This window comes from Paenibacillus sp. SC116 (assembly GCF_024733555.1).
Taxonomy (GTDB): domain Bacteria; phylum Bacillota; class Bacilli; order Paenibacillales; family Paenibacillaceae; genus Paenibacillus_B.
The window spans coordinates 411,618-432,679 of record NZ_JANIOF010000004.1 but is presented as its reverse complement, the minus strand read 5'-3'; the positions used below and the strand labels follow the sequence as shown (position 1 = coordinate 432,679).

Genomic DNA, 21,062 nt, shown 5'->3' with positions numbered 1-21,062 from the left:
CCCAGCACCCCGACCGGCACCGGGTTCAGATGCGCGTCCACGATGTAGAATTTCGCATTCAGCCACGCTTTGCCGATCGGCACATTGCCTGTCTGCGGCAGCTTCGTCAGTTCCTCGTCGTAGAAGCTGGAGTCGATCGCCGCTTCCGTCACGCCGTATGCGTTGATGATCCGGAACAACGAGCCGAAGCGTACCTGCAAGGTCCGGTAATCTGCCACGCTGCAGCTGTCCGAGCTCGTGATCAACAGCTCCATCCCGCTCATATCCAGCTGCTGCTCGTGCACGTACTCCAGGAACGGCACGATCAAGGCCGGCGTCGATTCGAAGATCGTCACTTGCTGCTGGCTGATCCAGTAGTGCAGACGAGACGGATCGATCCGGTCGTCCTTCGGCACAATCACCATCATGCCTCCGTTGTACAGCGTCCGCGCGATATCTCCCACGAACACGTCAAACGAGAAGCTTGCGAGCTGCAGCAGCCGCACCGGGAACTGATCCAATCGGTATTCTCGTCGGTAGCCCGCTGCCGTGTTCACCAGGCTGCGGTGCTCAATCATCACGCCCTTAGGCTTGCCCGTCGTCCCCGACGTATAAATCACGTACGCCAGATCCTCCGGACTGGCTTCATGGAAGCTGTTCGTGCCAACATTCGGATGGCTCTCATCGCCGTCGTCCACAGCATCCGTCAGCTTGTCGGAGACCATGCCGGAGCCAATCAGCGCATTCGCCTGCTCCTCGCTGTACGACGCTTCGTCGTCCAGGTACAGCACCGCCGCCAGCGCCAGCTTCTCTTCGCCGAGCCAGGCTTCGGCACGCTCTCGCAGCGGCGTTTGCGTCAGCAGTACCTTCGCTCCGCTGTCCTCGAGCATGAACCGCACACGGTCTGCCGGATAATCCGGGTCGAGCGGTACATACGCCCCGCCCGCTTTCCAGACGGCCAGCACGGCCACCAGCAAGTCCACCGAACGCTCGGCGAGAATGCCGACGATCGTCTCCCGGCCGATGCCGCTTGCGCGCAGCGTAGCGGCCAAGCGATTCGCCCGCTCGTTCAGTTCCGCATACGTCAGCCGATCATTCTCGTACACAACAGCTGCCGCTTCCGGCGTGCGTTCCGCCTGTTCCTCGAACAGCCGGTGGAACGCGGCCGCAGGAGCCGCTTCCGGCTGCGCCGGGTTAAATGCGCCGAGAATTTGCTCTTTTTCCTCTGCCGTCAACAAGTTCAGCTCGGCAATCTTCGCATCCGGACGGCTTACAAGCGCCGCAAGTAAATGTCCGAAATGAGTCGACAGCCGCCGAATCGTACTTTCTTTATAAAGAGTCGTTGCGAATTCAAAGCTGCACTCCAGGCCACCGTTTTCTTCCGTAACATCCACACTCAGATCGAACTTGGCCATGCCGTATTCGCTAGGGTACGGGGACAATTTCAGCCCTTCCAGCTCAAGCACTGTATCCTCCAAGTTTTGCAGGGAGAACATCGTGTCAAACAGCGGGTTGCGGCTCAAATCCCGGCTGACCTGCACTTTATCGACGAGCTCTTCGAACGGATAATTCTGATGCTCGTAAGCGCCTAAGGTCGTTTCTTTCACTTCTTCCAGATATGATAGGAAGGTCTTCTCCGAAGTCGGATAATTGCGGAGCGCCAGCGTATTGACAAACATTCCGATCAAAGGCTGCGTGTCTCCGTGCGTTCTGCCCGCAATCGACGTTCCGACAATCAAATCGTCCTGACCTGTGTATTTATGCAAAAGCACGGTATATGCTGCAAGCAGCACCATATACAGCGTCGTTCCTCTTTGAGCGGCCAACTGCTTCAAGCCTTCGTTCGTTGCCTCGTCCACAAAGGACGTCAGCGTTTGTCCCTCAAAGCTCTGCACGGCTGGACGCGGATAGTCCGTTGGCATTTCCAGAACCGGCAGCTCGCCCAGGTAACGCTCCATCCAGTAAGCTTCCTCGCGTTTCAACTGCACTTTTTGCTCGTCCGACTGCTGCCATACCGCATAGTCCTTGTATTGAATCCGCAAAGGCTCTAATGACTCGCCGCCGTACAGACGAACGAGTTCCTCAACTAACACGTTCATCGAAACCCCGTCGGATACGATATGGTGCATGTCGAACATCAGCAAATAACGTTCGGGTGCCAGCTCTACGAGCTCCGCCCGCAGCAGCGGAGGCTTCGCCAAGTCGAAAGGCTGGATGAAGGCCTGCACGACTTCAGGGGCTTCTTCCTCGCTCGCATGATGGTACTCGACGGCAAAGTCGACGCTCTCGTAAATGCGCTGTACTGCTTCGCCTTGTACGATCTCAAAGCCGGTTCGCAGCGTTTCGTGCCGTACGATCAGTCCGCGGAAAGCCTTCTCCAGCAGGCTCCGGTCAATCGATCCTTCCAGCAGCAGCACGCCCGGCATGTTGTAGCTCTGATCGGCCCCTTCCAGCTGATTCAGGATAAACAACCGCTTCTGAGCTGAGGAAAGCGGATAATATGCTCTTGCGCCTGCCAGCGGAATCGACGAGAACGACTGCTCTCCGATCCGAGAGATGGCGAGAGCCATCTCTTCGATCGTCGAGTAGCGGAATACGTCGCGCAGAGGCAGCTCGACGTTCAGCTCTTGATGCACCTTGCTCACCAATGTCGTCGCCCGCAGGGAATGGCCGCCCAGGTCGAAGAAGTTGTCATGAACGCCGATGTGTATCAATCCAAGCACGCTTTTCCAAATTCCGGCCAAGCTGGCTTCCAGCGGAGTCCGAGGCGGAGTACGTCCTTCGCCCGGCTGCAAGCTCTCCTCCGGCGCCGGGAGGGACCGGCGGTCGACCTTGCCGTTCGTCGTCAGCGGGAGCCGCTCCAACTGGATCAGGTATGCCGGGATCATATAGGCCGGCAGTTCCTGAGAAAGCACGCTCTTCAGTTCGGCCGCTGGAAGCTCGCATTCCGCTTCATAATAAGCGCAAAGCTGCTTCTCGCCGGAGGCGTTTTCCCTCGCCAATACCGTCGTTTTCCGAATTCCCTCCACTTTCTGAAGCTGAGCTTCGATCTCGCCCAGCTCAATCCGGAAGCCGCGGATTTTCACTTGGTCGTCCGTCCGTCCCACGTATTCAATCGTTCCGTCCGGCAGCCATTTCGCCAAATCCCCCGTCCGGTACATGCGCTCTCCCGGCACAAACGGATTGTCCACAAATTTCTCCGCCGTCAGCTCTGGCCGGTTATTGTAGCCCCGTACCAAGCCTTCTCCGCCGACGCAAAGCTCCCCGGCCACGCCGATCGGCAGAAGCTTGTTCCGGCTGTCGACGATATACACCGTCGTATTGCTGATCGGCCGTCCAATGGGTACGGTAACCGCCAGCTCATCAACGAAGTCGACCGGAAGGTACGTGGTATATACCGTGCTTTCCGTCGGTCCGTACACATGGTTGAGCCTGCCCGGTCCGATATGGACGAGCGCTTTACGCACATGGCCGACCGAAACGCGCTCTCCTCCGAACAAAATCGCCCGTACATCTCGCAGGCAGTCGACGTTCACATCTACAAGGATGTTGAAGAAAGCCGTCGTAATAAACATGACCGAGATGCGCTCGCGCTGGATGAGATCCGCCAGCCGGCCGATTTCCAGCAAAGTATCGTGGGGAACCAGCACCAACCGCGCCCCGTTGATCAAAGCGCCGAAAATATCGAAAGTCGCTCCGTCGAACGAATAGCTCGAAAGCTGGAGGACATGATCCCGCTCGGTGATGTCGATATAATTCGTATTTCGCACGACCCGCACGATGTTGCGGTGCGAAACAAGGTTGCCTTTCGGCTTACCCGTCGTGCCTGACGTATAGATGACGCAGGCCAAATCTGTCGCTTCGATGCTTGGATTTAGATTTGTGCCGTCCTCGTGATAGCAGGATTCGTCATCCAGTAAGATCACGGAGTCCGAACCCGCCAGGCGCTCGCGCAAGCGGCTTTGCGTCAGCATGACCTGTGCTCCCGAATCCTCGATCAAGAAACGGATACGCTCCTCGGGATATTCCGGGTCAATCGGTAAGTAAGCCGCTCCGGCTTTGTGTGCTGCCAGCATGCCCACCACCATTTCAATGGAACGCTCAGCCATAATGGCGACCAGACGGCCTTTGGATATCCCGTGGCTACGCAAGGTACGGGCAAGGCGGTTGACACGTTCGTTCAGCTCGCGGTAGGTCAGCTCTTGCTCATTCAAGGTGATGGCGGCTGCATCCGGGATGCGCTCTGCCTGCTCTTCGAACAATTGAATGAGCGTCTTCCAGCGCGGAAATTCCGTGGTGGTGTCGTTAAAACATCCGAGAAGGTCGGCCTTTTCCGCCTCCGTCACAAGTTCCAGCTCTCCCACGGTAATTTCCGGGTTATCCGTCACCTGCTCCAGTAGATGGACGAGATGCCCCTTAAGCCGCTCGATGCTGTCTTTATCGAATACTTCGGCGTTAAAGTCGAACCGAATTTCGATCTCGGCTCCCGGCACCACGGTCACATTAAAGTTATAGTTCGTCTGCTCCTCCATCTCAACGTCAGCGATCGTCAGGTCGCCGTGCTGCTGGTCGCCCGCCTGCTCCATCTGCTCGTCCACCGGATAGTTCTCGAAAGCGATGATATGGTTGATCAGGTTTTGCTTTTGCACGCTGCGGGCTTGAATTTCATACAGCGGATAGTAATCATAACGCCCGGACTCCAGCGCCCGCTCTTGGAGCTTCGCCATCAGGTCAGCGAACACGGTGTCCGCTTCGCTCGTGACGCGGACCGGCACCGTATTGATAAACAGTCCAATCATGGACTCTATTCCCGGGATTTCCGCCGGTCTTCCGGCCACAACGCTGCCGAATACGGCATCGTTTGTTCCGTTATATTTTTGCAGCATCACGCCCCAAGCGGCTTGCAGCAGCGTATTGACCGTAACCAGGCGCTGTTTCGCCACCCGGTCCATCCGCTCGCTCAAGTCTTTGCCCAGCTCGGCGGTGACGTGCTCAGCCGTAAATCTGCCGTTCGGCGCCGGTTCCTTTTGTCCCGGGAGTACGGTTTGCCCTTCATAACCTGCCAGGAATGCCGTCCAATAGCCAGATGCCGCCTGATCATCCTGTTTCTCCAACCATTCGATATAGGCGCCATAATCCGAACCTTTATCTCCCGCTAGCTGCTTGCCGGATGCCAAGGCCGAATATGTCTCAAACAGCTCTTGCGTCAGCTGCGGTAGGCACCAGCCGTCCATCAAAATATGCTGGAAACTCCACAGCACATGATAGCTTTGCTCTTCGGTGCGCAGGATCGTAACCCGAACGAGCGCGTCATGTTCCAGGTCGAAGCCGCGAAGCTTGTCATCCTCGGCCTTTTTATCCAAATACGCTTGTTTCTCGCCCACCTGCAGATGAGTCAGCTCTTCATATTCAAAGCCGACCGGCTTGTCGCGGTATATGATTTGCAGCGGCTCGCCCGCCGGTCCTTTCACAAAATTCGCCCGCAGCACCAGATGACGTTTCGCAAGCTCCATCCAGCTCCTCTCGAAAAGCTGGACGTCGAGCGCTCCCCGCATCGTAAACCGCGTCTGCTCGAAGTAAGCGGCCGTCTGCCGGTCAAGCGCATTGTGGAACCACATGCCCTTCTGCATCGGCGTAAGCGAGTAAATATTTTCGATTTCCCCGAGATGGCCCGAGCGCTGGGCGATTTGCTCCAATTCTGCGATGGTCAAGCCTTTAAATTGCACGTCGCTCGGCGTCAATTCGGTGTTTTCTTTGCCTGCGCAGTGGGTAATGAGCTCTCGGAGACTTTGCTCAAGCCGATGAGCGAAGTCTTCCATCGTTTCCTTGCGATACTGCTTCCGGCTGTAGCTGAGATCGAGCGATAAAGCGCCGTCCAGCACCATGCCGTTGATATCCAGTACAAAGCTGCGGGCCTGCCGGTCGCTGGCCGGGCTGCCGCTGGAATAAGAAGATATGCCGATCTCGTCCTGATTGACATCATCGTCGAACTGGCCGAGGTAGTTAAAATTAATTTCCGGCTCTGCGCCCCAAACAAAGTCATCCACCAATTTGGAGAGATAGCGGCATACGCCGTACCCAAGCCCCTTGTTCGGAATGCGGCGCAAGCTTTCCTTGACCTGTTTAATCTGATAGGCCAAGTCCCGGTCGGTTTCCGGCTCCAGGACGACCGGAAACTTGGTCGTAAACCAGCCGACTGTACGCGTAATGTCGATATCCGTTCCAATCGATTCGCGTCCGTGTCCTTCGAGATTGATCCTCACCCGTTCGTGTCCCGTCCACTTGCGAACGGCTATGCCGAGCGCTGTTACCAAAATATCGTTCATTTCGGTGTTGTAGGCCCGGTGAACCCGCTTCAGAAGCAGCTCCGTTTCTTCGGGAGTCAAACGGACGAACAGCGATTCGCTGTCCTGCTGCGTCGTAACGTTCGCCTCCATATCCTTCGGCACGGCCGGAACCGAAATTTGTTCCACGGCCTGCCAATAGGCCCGCTCCTTCGCCATCTCCGGGCTTTGCGCGTAAGCGACCAACTGCTCGGACCAACTGCGGTACGCATCCGTTTTCGCCGGGAAACGAATCGCCTCGCTTTTGCCGACCTGCTCGTAACCCAGAGCGAAATCCTCCATCAAAATGCGCCAAGACACGCCATCCACCACGGTATGATGAACTGCTAGCAGCAAATGATCGCCGTCCGCGCACCGAAACAGTCCCGCCTTCACGAGGGGCCCGCTCTCCAGATCGATGCCCGCTTGAATGTCCGTTGCCTTCGCTTCCACAGCCTGTGCGGTATTCTCCGCATCCTTGAAATCGAACACGTCCAGGGTGAACAGCCCGCCTTCCTGAATCGCGCGGTTCCGCGCGCTAAACCCTTGTTCCGTCTTGCGAAACACCATCCGCAAGGCGTCATGATGCTCGGCCAGCTTTTGCAGCACCTGACGTACCGTCTCTTCGTCGAAGCGTTCCTTCCGGTACAGCATCACCGACTGGTTGAAATGATGCGGGGCAGCAAAGGAGCTCTCGAAAAACCAATGATGAATCGGCGTCAGCGCCGTTTCACCCGTTATTTCGCCTTGATCAATGGTACGTCCGATCGGTTTCACATGCAGGCTGAGCTGTGAAATAGTCGGATATTTGAACAAATCCCGGATTTCCAGCTTGTACCCGGCTTGATGAAGCCGCGAAGTTACTTGAATGGACTTGATCGAGTCTCCGCCCAGCTCGAAGAAATGATCCGTTACCCCAACGCGATCGGCGTTCAATACCGCCTTCCACACATCGACAAGCGTCCGCTCGGCTTCATTCCGGGGAGCTATGTACTCGCCGCCTGTCAACGCGTTTCCTTCCGGGGCTGGCAATGCCTTGCGGTCGATTTTGTCGTTCGGCGTGAGCGGCATCCGCGGAAGCTGAACAAAATGCGCCGGAATCATGTAATTCGGCAATGTTTGCGCCAGCGCGCTTCTCAGCTCGCCGAGCGTAAGCGGGTGGCCCGCGACCAGGTAAGCGCACAGTTCTTGCCCGCTTTTGCCTTCCCGCGCAATTACGATCGTCTCCTGCACGGAGTCAATCTTCAGAAGCTGCTCTTCAATCTCGCCGATCTCGATCCGGAATCCACGGATTTTCACCTGATGGTCGATCCGGCCCAAGTACTCAATATTTCCATCCGGCAGCCAGCGGGCGAGATCTCCCGTCCGGTAAAGCCGTTCTCCCGGTGCAAACGGATGTTCCACGAACTTTTCTGCCGTCAGCTCCGGTTGGTTCAGGTAACCTCTCGCAAGCCCCACGCCTGCCACGCACAGCTCACCGTCCACTCCCGGAGGCACAAGCTGCAGGTGGGCATCCAAAATAAAAATATGGTGGTTGGCCAGTGGACGCCCGATCGGAATGACTCTGTGCTCCGGCTGCTCCTCATTCGCATCCCAAAGCGTCGTAACAATCGAAGCTTCGGTAGGCCCGTAAGCATTGAAATAGTGGACCTTCGGTTTCCACTGCTGCACGAATTCGGCCGATACCGCCGAGCCTCCCGTTACGAGCTTCGTTAAGCTGGGAAGGCGATTTGGATTCAAATAAGCGCTGTACGTCGGAGGCAAAATCGCCGCCGTAATCGCATGCTCGTTCATATAACTCTCGAACAGGCGGTTGTCGAGAATCGTCTCGGCCGTCGGGATGTACAAAGCCGCGCCAAAATAGAGCGCTTTGAACACTTCCCAGCAGGACGCGTCGAACGACAGACTGGCGAATTGAACAATCCGGTCATGCTCCGTGATGCCCAGCCTGTCCGCGAACATCAGCTTCAAGCTGACCAAACCGCGATGCTCCAGCATGACCCCTTTGGGTTTGCCCGTCGTACCTGACGTATAGATGACATAAGCTAGATCATTCGGACCGCTGGCCGGCTCCAGGTTCGAGCCATCGTCGCTGTAGGCCTGCTCGTCATCCAGCGCCAACACGGCCCCTTCGAACGGCACCTGCTGCAGCAGCTCCTTTTGAGTCAGTAGCAGCTGCGCGTTCGAGTTCTCCAGAATGTAGCGGATGCGTTCTTCAGGGTATTCCGGATCGATCGGCACGTAGGCACCGCCAGCTTTCAGAACCGCCAGCATGCCAACGACCGTCTCCAGCGATCTCCTGACCATCAAACCTACCAGCTGATTGGGCAGCACGCCGATCGATCGCAGCGTCCGCGCCAGCCGGTTCGCCCGTTCGTTCAGCTCCGCGTACGAAAGCCGACGACCCTCAAAGACAACCGCCGTCGCTTCGGGCACCCGCGTCGCCTGCTCCTCCACGAGCTGATGAATCGTCCGATCACGGGGATAGTCCTTCTCTGTATCGTTAAAGCTTTGCAGCAATTGAAATTTCTCGTCCTCCGACAGCATGTCCGCCCGCACGATGTCCAGCTCCAACTCGTGAAGCCCCACGGCCAGCAGGCGATCCAGATGGCCGACGACCCGAGTCATGAACACGGAGTCATATAAGTGCTCGTTATATGATAGCGCTAGCTGTATCGTCCCGTCGGTTAGGCTGAATTCAAAGAAACAATCCGTGACGACGTTTTGCCCGATTTCGTCCAGATGCAGCTCCTTTAGGGATACCAGCGTATGGACGACGGATATCCCGTCTGCATATTGCAGGTCCAGCTTCTCCGTCATTTTCAAGAACGGAATATGTTGATGCTGAATCGCTTCCGGCAAGGAAGTCCTCAGCTCGCTCAGAAGCGTTTTAAAAGTCGCACCCGCCGAAAGTGAGTTTTTCAAAATGACCGTATGATTAACGGATCGGCGCGTCTCCGTCGGTTTCCGTACAACCGGCATGCCGACCAGAATGTCAGAAGCGGCTGTATATTTATGCAAGAGTGACTGAACACCTGCGAGCAAAATCATAAAAGCGGCCAGCGGAGCGCCCTTGCTCATTTGAAGGACGCGCTGCGCCGCTTCCTCCGAAAGCGAACCGCCGACGGTTGTCATAATGGGCGCCAAGGAGCTTGGAGCTTTGCTGTAAGGCAGCCGCGTCAAGGTATGGTCGTCGCTACCGAATTTTTCGTTCCAAAACAACGTTTCTTTTTCAAAAGCCACCTGGATCGTTCCCCTCTCTTCATCGGTAAAAGCAATCCGGCGGAGTATATGCCGCAGCAACGCTCCAGCCTCGCTTCCCGCTTATTCAAACATGTGACAACAATATCAATTGCTTTCGCCAGGTCACCGCTTCGTTTGCCCGATTGATCGCATGCGGCAATCCTCAGCCTAGCAGTTGTCCCACTCGGCTCCCATGCGTGAAAAACACAAAGAACATCGTTCTACGCAAGAGATACGGCTACTTCCGGCTCCTCTAATTCAATATGCTTCTGCGGACGAGCCGCCCGAAGACGGGCTTTGATATAACATTTGGTTTGGAATTGGTTTTGGAATTGGATTTTTGGGGGGACAAGGGATGTTTCTCCCATCGATGTAAGGCTTGCTGTAGGGTTCCGGCCGGCCAACAGAAAGTCGGCCAGTCGGCCGCACCTCAGGATTCGGCACCGGAGCTGCCTTTGTCGAAGCCTATATTTAAGGGGTATTTATACACTCTATGTACGATTTGTGAATTCCCCGCAGCCCTGGTATGGATAAGTAAAGATCTGGCTGCGGGGTAGTGAGCTTTTCCTGACGAGTAGATGTGACGATGGTGCTGCATGAGGCTCAAAGAATGCTCCGTATGGCATGAACGGGACAGCCCTTGGATTCGCGGTGAATTTTCCGTGATGGAGTAAAATCTTCCAATGGGGTGAAAACGTTATCTTAACATTAGGGCCGCATGGCCCCGAAAGGCACTTCTGTGCCTCTTGCCGGGGCGGCCACCGGCTTGGCCAAGCCTTAGGTCATTACCAGCAAATCCTGGGTCTCCTGAGAGATCACCTGCTGCATGCTGGACTTGATAATGTCGCAGCCGGCAGCCAGATGCTCCATCGAAACGGTCAGCGGAGGCATGATCTTCAGCACGAGGTCTCCTCTGCCGGCTCTTTCAATGATGAGCCCGTTCTCGAAGCAGATCTCCGTCATCCGCTTCGCCCCGGCTTCATCCGTAAAGCCAGAGACGTCAATGCCCCAGATCAGGCCGAGTCCGCGGATGGCAATGGACGGATGCAGAGGTTTGATTTCTTCGTCAAGGAACGAGCGCACAAACTCTTCCTTCTGCTTCACCTGGGCTTCCAGGGCGGCTCTGTCCCGGAACTCGAGAGCGGCCTTCGCGGCCACAAAAGCGAGCTGGTTGCCGCGGAAGGTGCCGTTGTGCTCGCCCGGCGTCCAGAGATCCAGTTCGGGCTTCAGCAGCAGGAGTGACATTGGCAGGCCGTACCCGCTGATCGACTTCGACAGGGTAATGAGATCCGGCTCGATCCCCGCACGTTCGAAGGAGAAGAATTCGCCTGTCCGTCCGCAGCCGACTTGAATCTCGTCGGTAATGAGCAGGATATCGTGCCTGCGGCAAAGCTGCTGCAGCCCGCGCAGCCACTGCGCGTCGACGACGTGAATTCCGCCTTCGGCTTGTACCGTTTCAAGCAGGATAGCGGCCGGTTTGTCGCTTCCGGAGTGCGAATCAGTCAGTATATTCTCGATATAGCCGAGCGTATCCATTTCTGCGAAAGCCCCGCTCGGGTGTGGCATGAACGTAACTCCGCCCAGAGGAAGCCCCGCCCCTTCCCTCATGGACTTGGAGCTTGTCGCCGACAGGCTGCCAAGCGACATGCCGTGGAAGCCGCCCGTGAATGCGAATATCCCAGTTCTCTTCTTCGCCTTGCGTGCGAGCTTCAGGGCCGCTTCCACCGCGTTCGTCCCCGTCGGACCGCAGAATTGAAGCTTGTAATTCAGCTTCTTCGGCTCCAGGATCCGCTCCGAGAAGCTCTGGATGAATTCGCGCTTGGCCATTGTATACATATCCAGACCGTGCATAATCCGGTCGGAGGTCAAGTAATCGATAACCCGGTCCTTGATATAATCGTTGTTATGACCGTAATTCAGTGCCCCGGCACCTGCAAAAAAATCAATATATGCTCTTCCGTCCTCAGAGTATATTAGGTCCCCCTTGGCCCGGTCGAATACCACCGGAAAGCTTCTGCAGTAAGATCTTACGTTGGATTCCAGCTTTTCAAAAATGCTCATGCGCTTCATCCTCCATCGGAATTGGGATAAGGTTAACTTCATCATTTCTGAACCTTCTAACGTCATGGAGCAACATATTCTCGGCTGTCATTTTCCACAATTGTCGGTCCCCGCATGCCGGCTTGCTGGGTAGCCAGTGGACTGGTCTCTCTCGCACAGCTCGTATAGGCATAAAGACCCATCAATTCTATTTTCTAGCATAATTGGAAAGGTGACCTTGGTTGAATTATATCAAGATTTCGAAGAATGTATAGTAAAAGCATAGCTGGAAACACCGAATTTCGATAATAAGTGGCAAGAGAATGTATATTTTAGATTAGTAGGAAAATGCAAGAGGTATTCGTGAGAGCACAAACGTTGACGTCTACACATGCTCGTTTAGTATAACGTAGGTTACTAGGGGCGATTTGAAGGGATATCTCCCTTTTAAGTTAGTAATGGTTATTCATGCTTTTCAAGATAATGAGGTGCGTTGTTATACAATTTAGAACCTGATAGTGGTTGCGGAGAAAACCAATCATTAGCTTTCGGCCTGTGAACATTAGAAGAAGCTAGAGATACTGTGACGTTGATTTTTCATATATTTTACTAAACAAATTTGCCTACTATATCAATAAAAAGGAGCCACGAATCAATCCCTCGGGCTCCCTTCTAGATGCTGAAAAACATTCATTTTGCATTTCGATTCACGACTTTTTTTTATATTGGGACAATATAAGTATAAAAAAGTAAAGTAAATTTATGGAGATTATCTTCTTGTTTAATGTACTTCTTATATCTTTCATATAACCACTTTAAATTTTTAATTTCTTAAATTGTTACTCATTAACTCAGCAATTTTTTGTGCATCTTCACTTTCAGATTGTTCAAGCTGTTCAATGACGTTCCTTTGCCGTTCTTCAGAATGGTTTTGGCTTAATTTCCATTTCCCTTCCATTCTACTAATGTTTAATTTGAAGGGAACGATTCCACGTACCAACCCCTCAATGAACTCTTTATTTGTTTCATTGATTTCATATTTGCTATCGACTGTCTCATACTTCGTGACTAATGTCTTAAGCGTTTGAAGAACCTCTGTTTGATCTTCTATGAGTTCAATGTTCCCGTAAACATGCACAGCAACATAGTTCCATGTTGGAACGGACATATTTGTCTCATACCATGACGATGAAATATACGTATGCGGCCCAGAAAAAACAATAAGAGCTTCTTGACCTTGAATTTCTTTCCATTGTTCATTTGGTCTAGCAAAATGACCTATTAGACATCCAAGTTCCCGATCTAGCAAAAATGGTAAATGTGAGGCTACCGGAACATTATCATGAGTAGAAAAAATAATGCCGAAGGTATTGCTCTCGATAAACTCAAATAGTGAGGAACGATCATCAACTAAAAAGTGTCTAGGAATATACATATATGTTTCCTCTCAACTATTTCGATTTCGCTAACGAATATGATGTGCCTCTATGATTTCTAGTGCAGTTAGATGTACTTCTTCTAACTCTTCGCCCATTGTTGGTCTAGTTGCTATTCTGATAAGATCCTTATGAAGATTGTCGATTTCGAGAAGTTCTGAAGGTAGTTTCATTACAAAGTATCTTAAACAATTCGCTTTCCAAATGTCATCGTCGCTATTCAGTACATTTTTAACGAATGGAATTGTCTCTATGGGGGTTTTCTGTACAAGTAATTCTGATACTTCTATAGAAATAGGCCAATTCATATCTTGTAACCATTCAAGCAACCCAGCTAATAAAGCAATTAATTCTTTTTTTCCTGTAAGTTTTAAATTATTTACTCTTTCGAAATCCTGCTTGTCTCTTGGCAAAAGATTATTCATTCCTTATTCCTCTATCTTTTTATTCTTCATTTTACTATTCGTAACCAGCTACACCTCATTTGCAATAATGAATTAGAACTTGCGCTTCTGATAAGGCATCCCTACTCCATCTTCACAATAAGTCTTCAAGCTATAAAGAAACATAGCCCAGTTATAATTACAGAATCGATAGAAGGAAGTAACTTCTCTCCAGTCTGTATGCTTTAGCGTAATATGCGACTTATTATTTTTTTCTACGATTTCAAATGAAATAAACGTATCAACCCACTCAGGATCTGAATCTACACATTTCCAAACGATTTTACGATCCGTCTCCAACTCCACCACTTGCATCTTCGTTAAATCATTACTCCCAAAGTGAAACTCATTTATAAATCCGATCTCGTCTTTAACTGTAAGTTCGTTCGTCCATACTTCTGACAAGCCTTTTGCTGTGGTTAAAACTTCATAAACTTTCGATGGAGCAACATTCACGATTTGAAGATGTTCAATGGCAGGCATAAGATAATCCTCCTCAGATTTCATTTTTTATATGTTATGACAACAATAAAACAATTACGATGCTTACTACTGCTCCAGTTAGCAATAATGCTGTAAATGACATCATTCATCTAGAAATCCTTGCAATCCAGCTTCCATACAAACCCGTTCAATCTCCTCCACTGGAAACGGGGTATTTCTGTTATTCGACATAAGATCTGTGTAGAAATCATTAATCACGACAGCTATTGGAGCGTACCGCATAATAATTTTTGCTGCTGAATCCAGCATTTCAAGGGTTTCTGTACCTTCAGCACAACGGCGTATGAATTCGATTCGTTCAGAACGATTAAGCTTCCCCGTAAACGCTACTACAAGCCAGTTCACTAACCATGTCACCACATAATATCCATCATGATTCTTGTTCAATTCAACAAACGTTAATTCGGCCTCTGACAGTTCAAAGCTAGAAGAAGTTACAAGACCAAAGTCTGAAATATAAAGACGATGTCCATCGGTTAATATATTTTTAAAGTGAACATCAAAATGTAGTAATCCGTTTTTATTCATAAAGGAGACAGCTGACTTCAGTTCTGAATCCACCAATGCCAACGCTGTAGAAACTGCATGTTCACCAATATCAATCTGTTCGTTAAGCCAGTTATGAAGATTGTAAGGAACGTACTCACAGAACAGTACCACATCGTATCCGGATTCCTTTAGTGACTCAACTCGTTCTCCTATTTTTGTAGAACCCCAAAACTCAATCAGTTGCGGAACATCGCTCAGTTCATCAGAGATTGGCTCACGCCATTCTGGACTTTTTAACACCCGCCAGTGATACATCAAGGGAAAACTCTCACATTGTCCTGCCAGAACCCAGTTCGTGGTCATCGTATGGGCCGCGACCTCTCGCCATGCCCCACTACCTGGTGAGCCTATTCCATAGTGGCAACAAGGAGGAAGATCGAATAAGTTTCGAGTAGACATCACATGTTCAGCGCTTCGTTCTAACTCCGTAAGCCGCACCATTTTTACGAATATAGGGTTATTATCTACTTCCAGCAAGGCCGCAGTACCACCAATTCCAGTAGATAGAACATTAGCCTTTTCCACTTGACTTCTAAGCTGTTCATCACTGAGCTTTGTTAAATCACTAGATACCGCAGCATAGCGGGCTAATCGATTTTCTTGGGACAAATATAGTTCCTTGGATGATAATTCCATAAGAGACAATCTCCTTCGGCTCTATTGTTTTGATGAAACTGCCCATCATAATCACTCGAAGCATATCAATACAATTGAATGAGATTTTGTAGGATTGCCTTATCTTCAAAGGAAATCGCTAATACCTCCAGAATCCTTGTCCTCCATCATTCAAAATCATGCCGCGTCAGGTTTCTGTTTATATTTAGTTCGTAGCCATTTATACAGTTCCTCGATAATAATCCCAATAATGATTACGAACAGCGTAATAAGTACAGCGAATACAAGACCCCATGCAAATGCTGACTCTCCCCCTGGCTTGACAGGCATAGAACTTATTAGTACATGATACTGATAAGAGAAGAAGATAGCCAAGCATACGACAACTATAGAAAGCAAATAACAAGAACCTAACATGCATACGATAAATATAAAAGAAAGTAGCCCAAGGTGTACAATTGCTATATTTATTAAAAATTGAGCATGTTCCTCATTGAAGCTGAAATAGAAGTACCACAAACCTATTAAACACATAAATGCAAACAACATAAGTTTTAATTTTAATTGAGTGGCTTTCTTATCCGACTGTAAGCCAGATTTAACATTTTGGCTTGCTTTTTGGAGCGGATATAGAAAAATAAGTACACAGCTAAAAACAAAAATAAACTCCACCATGATATCGACTCCTCACAAACGCTAGCTGCATTAATGATTCGCTTATTCATACTCCAGTTTATAGACGACTTCCCCCTCTATAACCCGGCCATCTTCTACAAATCCTAATCTTTCATATAATTGTTTAGCCCGATCATTCTCTGGTTCAAAACTTATGTATATAACCCGATGTTGTCTGTCTTCTTTAATCCTTTCAATGAGCATCTCCATCGCGGCCTTCCCATAGCCCTTTAACTGGTACTTCGTATCTATCATTAACCGATAAATCCAATATTCATGGTCTTCTTCATCTATACAATACATCGTAAATCCGACTAGTACGTCATCGTTATAGATAGCCAAGCAAACGCACTCTGGAAATGCCTTAGCCTGTGCGAGCGAAAACAAATTTGTCGCTACAAAATCTTTTTGTTCATCAGCTACGCTTAACTTTATAACCTCAAAAAAATTGCTTCGATTTATTTCCTTAAGTTCTATCATGAATGTTCCTCCCAACTTCACTTTCTTCTTCTCTTAACCTAGCTTCTTTTGCATAGTTTCTATTCGGTAGTTTGCTGTTAATCTCGAACAAAAGTAATACAATAATAAATAGAAAAAAAAGAATTGCGAAATCCATTATAAGCGCCCCATTCTTAATGTAATTTCGTACTTAAAAATGTTCATCATTTGAAGAATAAGCATTCTTAATATCTGGAGCATAGTTCAAAGTTAGTTTAAGTCCATCTTGGATATTCAGATTTAATTCTTCAATTTTCTTTATATCAATGTGCTTCAAATAGAACTCGCCCACTTTATATGCACTATCTTTACTTGACCTCACAACAATTGTTACTCTAGATTCATCTGTTCGATGACATGCTTCTTTCAATTGTGGCTCACAAATAAACCAATCTGAATCTATGGTATAAACTTTTATGTATTTCCCTAAATAATCGCCGAGGTTCAAGGAAACTCTCCTTTCAACCACATACACAAAAGCCCTAGCTTCGATAGAACTTATCTTAGACCAGGGCTTTGCTTCCACATCCACTTCCATTATTATACACATATATGACCTAGGTGAGAAATCACGATGCGTGAATACGGTGTTATTATGATATTGTTTACTCCCTTAGATAACTACTATTTTAATCCGCATCATCCCGGTTGAACTTGTACCGGGAATAATGTGGCCACTGCTATCACTTCAACAAGCCAGCTCCTATGGCAGAGGCAACAAGCCCGATACGTATGTAAAATTTAATTATGCCCCAAGAATCTCTAAACCTGATTGTTTTTTGGGATCATTTAGGCAGATTTTAATCAATTCTAACAATGAATTTATGTAGTGGGTTAATACTTCATCATTTACTAATTCAATCATGAAAATTAATTCCTCATTAGACATCTATTAATGATGAGTATTTTAGTCCGTAACCTTTTCCAATACATATAATTCTTTCAGTTACTGTTATCGGTATACTACAGGAGTGATCATAGTTGGTTTTCCCTTCTTTGATCATATAAAAGTCTACTGGTTCTCCAGTTACGTAATTCTCTAACTTCAATAATCTTGAGTATTTATTTATCATTCGTTTTCCTTTCGCTTCAAACGAATTTCACATAGCCTTAGTAATCTACAAGCCAGAAGAAAATCGGTGGCTCAAATTTAATGTCCGGCAAATAGTCTTTGATAAATTTTTGTATAGACATCTTCAATCCACCTACTTTAAAAGTATTACAAAACATCTCTGTACTCCCTCATTACCTTCGTAATAAACCCTGTCTTTCCTTCCGTATAGGCGTTACGATTGTTTCTAAATGTATTGGACAGTTGGAGCTTCAAATTTGTATACTCAGATACCAATGAGGGATACTTTCTTAATGCGTCTCGAAACATGATATGTCTTATGAGTTCTTCACTTTCTCTTTTGCATACATATAGATGATGTTCGTGCTTCACACTCCCTTCAATACTGAAAGGTACATAAACATCCTTTCTTGCGAATGCTTCCCTGTCCCTAATACCTAGATCACCTTCATGTATGTATCCCAGTTCTTCAAGTTTTTTGATTACCTTTGGCAGGTGCTCCATAGATTCAATTACTACATCAATATCAATGATTGGCTTGGCAGCAAGACCGGGGACCGATGTACTTCCAACGTGTTCAATTCGTAGTGCTAATCCATTAAGTCTGTCTAATAAAATGGATTCTATAGTATGAAATGCTATCGGCCATTCTTCATTGTATTGTTCAATCATTATTGGTTTTTGATTTATCATCGACATTCACCTTGAGCTTATTAGATTCGATTTATTATGCATTTCTAAAATGACTTTGTATTGCCCATAATTCTTTAATAGATATCGCTTTTTTATAACTGTTTTCAACATCCTCGCCTTGTTTAGTCCACAAATATGGATAGATGGATATGCCTTGATCTCTAGTTAATACACTCACATCTTCGATCCAGTTACTCCATCTAAATGATTCGTAATATTTATTCAGATCACCTTGTAACACCCAATAAATAAAGTCCGTATATCCTTTACCCGTGTCTTCCCATTCCAAAGTATCCGGCGCAAAATAATAAATATTTCGATTATTATTATCAAATTTGCCTGTATTCATAGCAAAGATTCCACCGACTACGTCGTAGGCCACAACGAATCCTTCTTCGAAGAGGGATTGATGAGTGTTATTAATGAGAGAACCAAATATTTCAGGGTGACCTGAACCAAGTATGTACAACCAACCATGATCAATAAGAAAACCACCACACTCTAGTGCAATGGCTCCCATAGTAGATTTATTCGTAATTTGCAAATGAAAGAGCGCTTCCTTACCTTCCACTTCTGTATTTTCAAGAATACGTATATTGGCTTGTGAATCACCAATCCAATCTTGAATCATCATCCAAGCATTATCTTCGACTAGAAGTTCTGAAATATCTTTCACAGATTTTGCTCCTTATTTATACAATGAGATTTAAGTGGAACTCTTGTAGCTACGAGCCCAAGTGGATTAATAGAGCGTCGGCGACTGAATCCATATCACTTTACCCCGCCAGAATTGTATTGTTCGCTGTCTTTCAACGATCTCTTCTAAATCACTGAAAGACTTGATTTTCGCCATCACATCAATTATCGGTTTTACAAGGAGATTCGGAATGGACGTTCTCCCATTCGTAACCCTCCAAAAAATAATTGTCATTCATTACACGTCCTAGTCCAGTGGCAGTTAGATTTACTTATTTATATACTCCTCTATAACTCTCAGGTAATAATTCTGCTATTTTATTCATCATATACTTCAAAATAAATTCTTCATATTCCGTTTTATCTTGTTCTTTTGCTCTCTTGAGAAAATCAAACTGCTTTCCAATGTTAATATGAACATCTGCATAATTAAAGTTTTCTGCCCTCATCTCTCCTTCTTTATTTATAGGTAACAACTTTTCTGTCCCATACAATCCAATAGGTACAATAGGTGCTCCTGTCATTCTTGCTATAAGAAGGATTCCTTTCTTTGCTTCAAGCAAACTACCAGCTCTACTTCTAGTTCCTTCTGGGAAGATCAATAAGCTTTCCCCTTGTTTAACAAGCTTAATAATTTTCTCGAGACCCTCTTTATCGGCAGTATTCGGTTTTATATTTGTCGTCTTTACTACATTAACTCCTATACTCGTAACAGCATCATGTGACAGTTTTTCACCTGCTACAAAAGTTGGATCAATCTCTTTTAAAACCTTGCCTAAAACTAATCCATCAGAATTGCTTAGATGATTGCATATAAAAATAGTTGGTGTTTGTATTCCCTTTAAGTTTTCACTACCTACTATGTTTATATTGGCATATTTTTTTAGGTACATAGCTACAATTTTTTTAGATATGTATGTGACTAATTTATCTGGTAAGCTATTTATAATTTTTGCCGTTGTTGTGGATATCATTTACTTACTCCTCCTGAATGTTTCAAATAGTTGAATTGCCCCGCCAATCAGAACCCTTCACAAACACATGTAAGTTGAACGTTTGGATGTCTTTAATATTAAAAATCCCTTATGGGATAAGACCTAGACGATTTCGCTCAGTCTACCCAATCTACTTTTAGCTACATTTGTGTACCTAGTCGGGACTTGTATTCATAATAATTCTTCGTTTTATTCGATACAAAATTGGTTTATACGATGTGAATACTTAATGTGTTTAGTAATTTCCATTGGATTTTTCATTAATATAAATATCTAATGCTCTGATTCCGCGGTGCGCAAGCCTAATGAACAAAATCAAACAATAAACACTTAGACCGGCTATTATTATGTAAAAAAGAAATAGCAGAATTGAAAAAATCCCTAGCGATGCCCCCACTGTTGCTCCCATAATTTATTCTTCTCCTTAGTTATTATATGTGCTCCGCATTCTTAAGATAGCGTTTCTGTATTTACGAATCTGAAAGGCTTAAATGCGGCTCGCCAGCTTGAATACGGTGTTATCCGACGCTGCATCTTCTTCAAACAAACCTTCAAACATCTTTATTAAAAACTTCTTTAACAAATGGCGTTATCTCAATATCATGTATTTTTTCTAAACTGATCCACTCAGCCCCTAGAGAATCATGCTGGTCTCCATTAGTCTTTAATTGAAAATCGGTACTTAGAAGTCTAACATCATAAATGATTCCTATGTGATGTAGCTCTTCTAAATAATTCTCCTTTAAAGGGTAAATAATTGTATAAGAAGTCGCTATTCTTATCTTCCCTTCGATTTCGCTTACACCGGTTTCTTCATAAAACTCTCTCTTGAGGGCATCATATGGTTCTTCGCCAAATTCTATTCTTCCGCCTGGTAAATCCCACTTACCTTTATGAGGTCCCCTCGATTTCTTTATTAGAAGAATTTTATTGTCATTCACAAGTATTCCATATACGCCAAGATGCGTGTATTTCTCCATACTTACACCTACTTGTTTATAGTTTTCTTAATATTCATTTCGATCATTTTGCTACATTGAATCGGCTTGGTTAATTACGATGTACGAGTTTTTACAAAAAGGTATCCAGGTTTTCCAAACGGCTTCTAAATCACTAATCAAGATTTTTCGGTTGTAGAGAGTTTCATTGCAATTAATTGTGTGATGTAAAGAGTCCACTAAATATATAAATTTTTCATCATAGCCCATAGCTGGAACAAAGTACAAATACCTCTTATTTGGAAAAACCTTAATAAACAAAATAACCGGTATTCCTTGAGTTAATTGCTTTTTAAGTGTATT

14 protein-coding genes are annotated in these 21,062 nt (G+C 47.2%); all 14 read right to left on the bottom strand.

The window, feature by feature from the left end:
• Positions 1-9,605: amino acid adenylation domain-containing protein (locus NQ117_RS18220; protein WP_375163091.1), on the bottom strand; the 9,605-nt coding region annotated here is incomplete at its 3' end.
• 717 nt (positions 9,606-10,322) lie between these two features.
• Positions 10,323-11,606, bottom strand: a complete 1,284-nt coding sequence (gene ectB, locus NQ117_RS18215) for a diaminobutyrate--2-oxoglutarate transaminase (RefSeq protein WP_258279426.1) — start codon at positions 11,604-11,606, stop codon at positions 10,323-10,325.
• An 802-nt stretch (positions 11,607-12,408) separates the two neighbouring features.
• Positions 12,409-13,020 (bottom strand): FMN-binding negative transcriptional regulator, encoded by a 612-nt coding sequence (locus NQ117_RS18210; protein ID WP_258279425.1) that lies wholly within the window; start codon positions 13,018-13,020, stop codon positions 12,409-12,411.
• A gap of 30 nt (positions 13,021-13,050) precedes the next feature.
• Positions 13,051-13,446, bottom strand: coding sequence for a DUF5071 domain-containing protein (locus NQ117_RS18205; RefSeq protein WP_258279424.1), 396 nt, complete (start codon positions 13,444-13,446; stop codon positions 13,051-13,053).
• Positions 13,447-13,518: 72 nt separating this feature from the next.
• Positions 13,519-13,947 carry an SRPBCC family protein gene (locus NQ117_RS18200; protein ID WP_258279423.1) on the bottom strand — a complete coding sequence of 143 codons (429 nt, stop codon included), beginning with the start codon at positions 13,945-13,947 and terminating at the stop codon, positions 13,519-13,521.
• A 102-nt stretch (positions 13,948-14,049) separates the two neighbouring features.
• Positions 14,050-15,153, bottom strand: coding sequence for a serine/threonine-protein kinase (locus tag NQ117_RS18195; RefSeq protein WP_258279422.1), 1,104 nt, complete (start codon positions 15,151-15,153; stop codon positions 14,050-14,052).
• A gap of 156 nt (positions 15,154-15,309) precedes the next feature.
• Positions 15,310-15,807: a hypothetical protein gene (locus tag NQ117_RS18190; protein ID WP_258279421.1), complete on the bottom strand. Its 498-nt coding sequence runs from the start codon at positions 15,805-15,807 to the stop codon at positions 15,310-15,312.
• A gap of 42 nt (positions 15,808-15,849) precedes the next feature.
• Positions 15,850-16,287, bottom strand: a complete 438-nt coding sequence (locus NQ117_RS18185) for a GNAT family N-acetyltransferase (RefSeq protein WP_258279420.1) — start codon at positions 16,285-16,287, stop codon at positions 15,850-15,852.
• A 169-nt stretch (positions 16,288-16,456) separates the two neighbouring features.
• On the bottom strand, positions 16,457-16,843 hold the full coding sequence (locus NQ117_RS18180) for a hypothetical protein (protein WP_258279419.1): 387 nt from the start codon (positions 16,841-16,843) through the stop codon (positions 16,457-16,459).
• Between the two features lie 681 nt (positions 16,844-17,524).
• On the bottom strand, positions 17,525-18,070 hold the full coding sequence (locus NQ117_RS18175) for a GrpB family protein (RefSeq protein WP_258279418.1): 546 nt from the start codon (positions 18,068-18,070) through the stop codon (positions 17,525-17,527).
• A gap of 34 nt (positions 18,071-18,104) precedes the next feature.
• The gene (locus tag NQ117_RS18170) at positions 18,105-18,746 is read right to left on the bottom strand and encodes a DUF2625 domain-containing protein (protein ID WP_258279417.1); all 642 of its coding nucleotides are present in this window, start codon (positions 18,744-18,746) and stop codon (positions 18,105-18,107) included.
• 66 nt (positions 18,747-18,812) lie between these two features.
• Complete coding sequence (locus NQ117_RS18165; protein WP_258279416.1) at positions 18,813-19,001, bottom strand: GrpB family protein; 189 nt, start codon at positions 18,999-19,001, stop codon at positions 18,813-18,815.
• A gap of 37 nt (positions 19,002-19,038) precedes the next feature.
• Positions 19,039-19,740, bottom strand: coding sequence for a lysophospholipid acyltransferase family protein (locus NQ117_RS18160; protein ID WP_258279415.1), 702 nt, complete (start codon positions 19,738-19,740; stop codon positions 19,039-19,041).
• A gap of 572 nt (positions 19,741-20,312) precedes the next feature.
• Positions 20,313-20,741, bottom strand: a complete 429-nt coding sequence (locus NQ117_RS18155; protein WP_258279414.1) for an NUDIX hydrolase — start codon at positions 20,739-20,741, stop codon at positions 20,313-20,315.
• Positions 20,742-21,062: the final 321 nt, after the last annotated feature.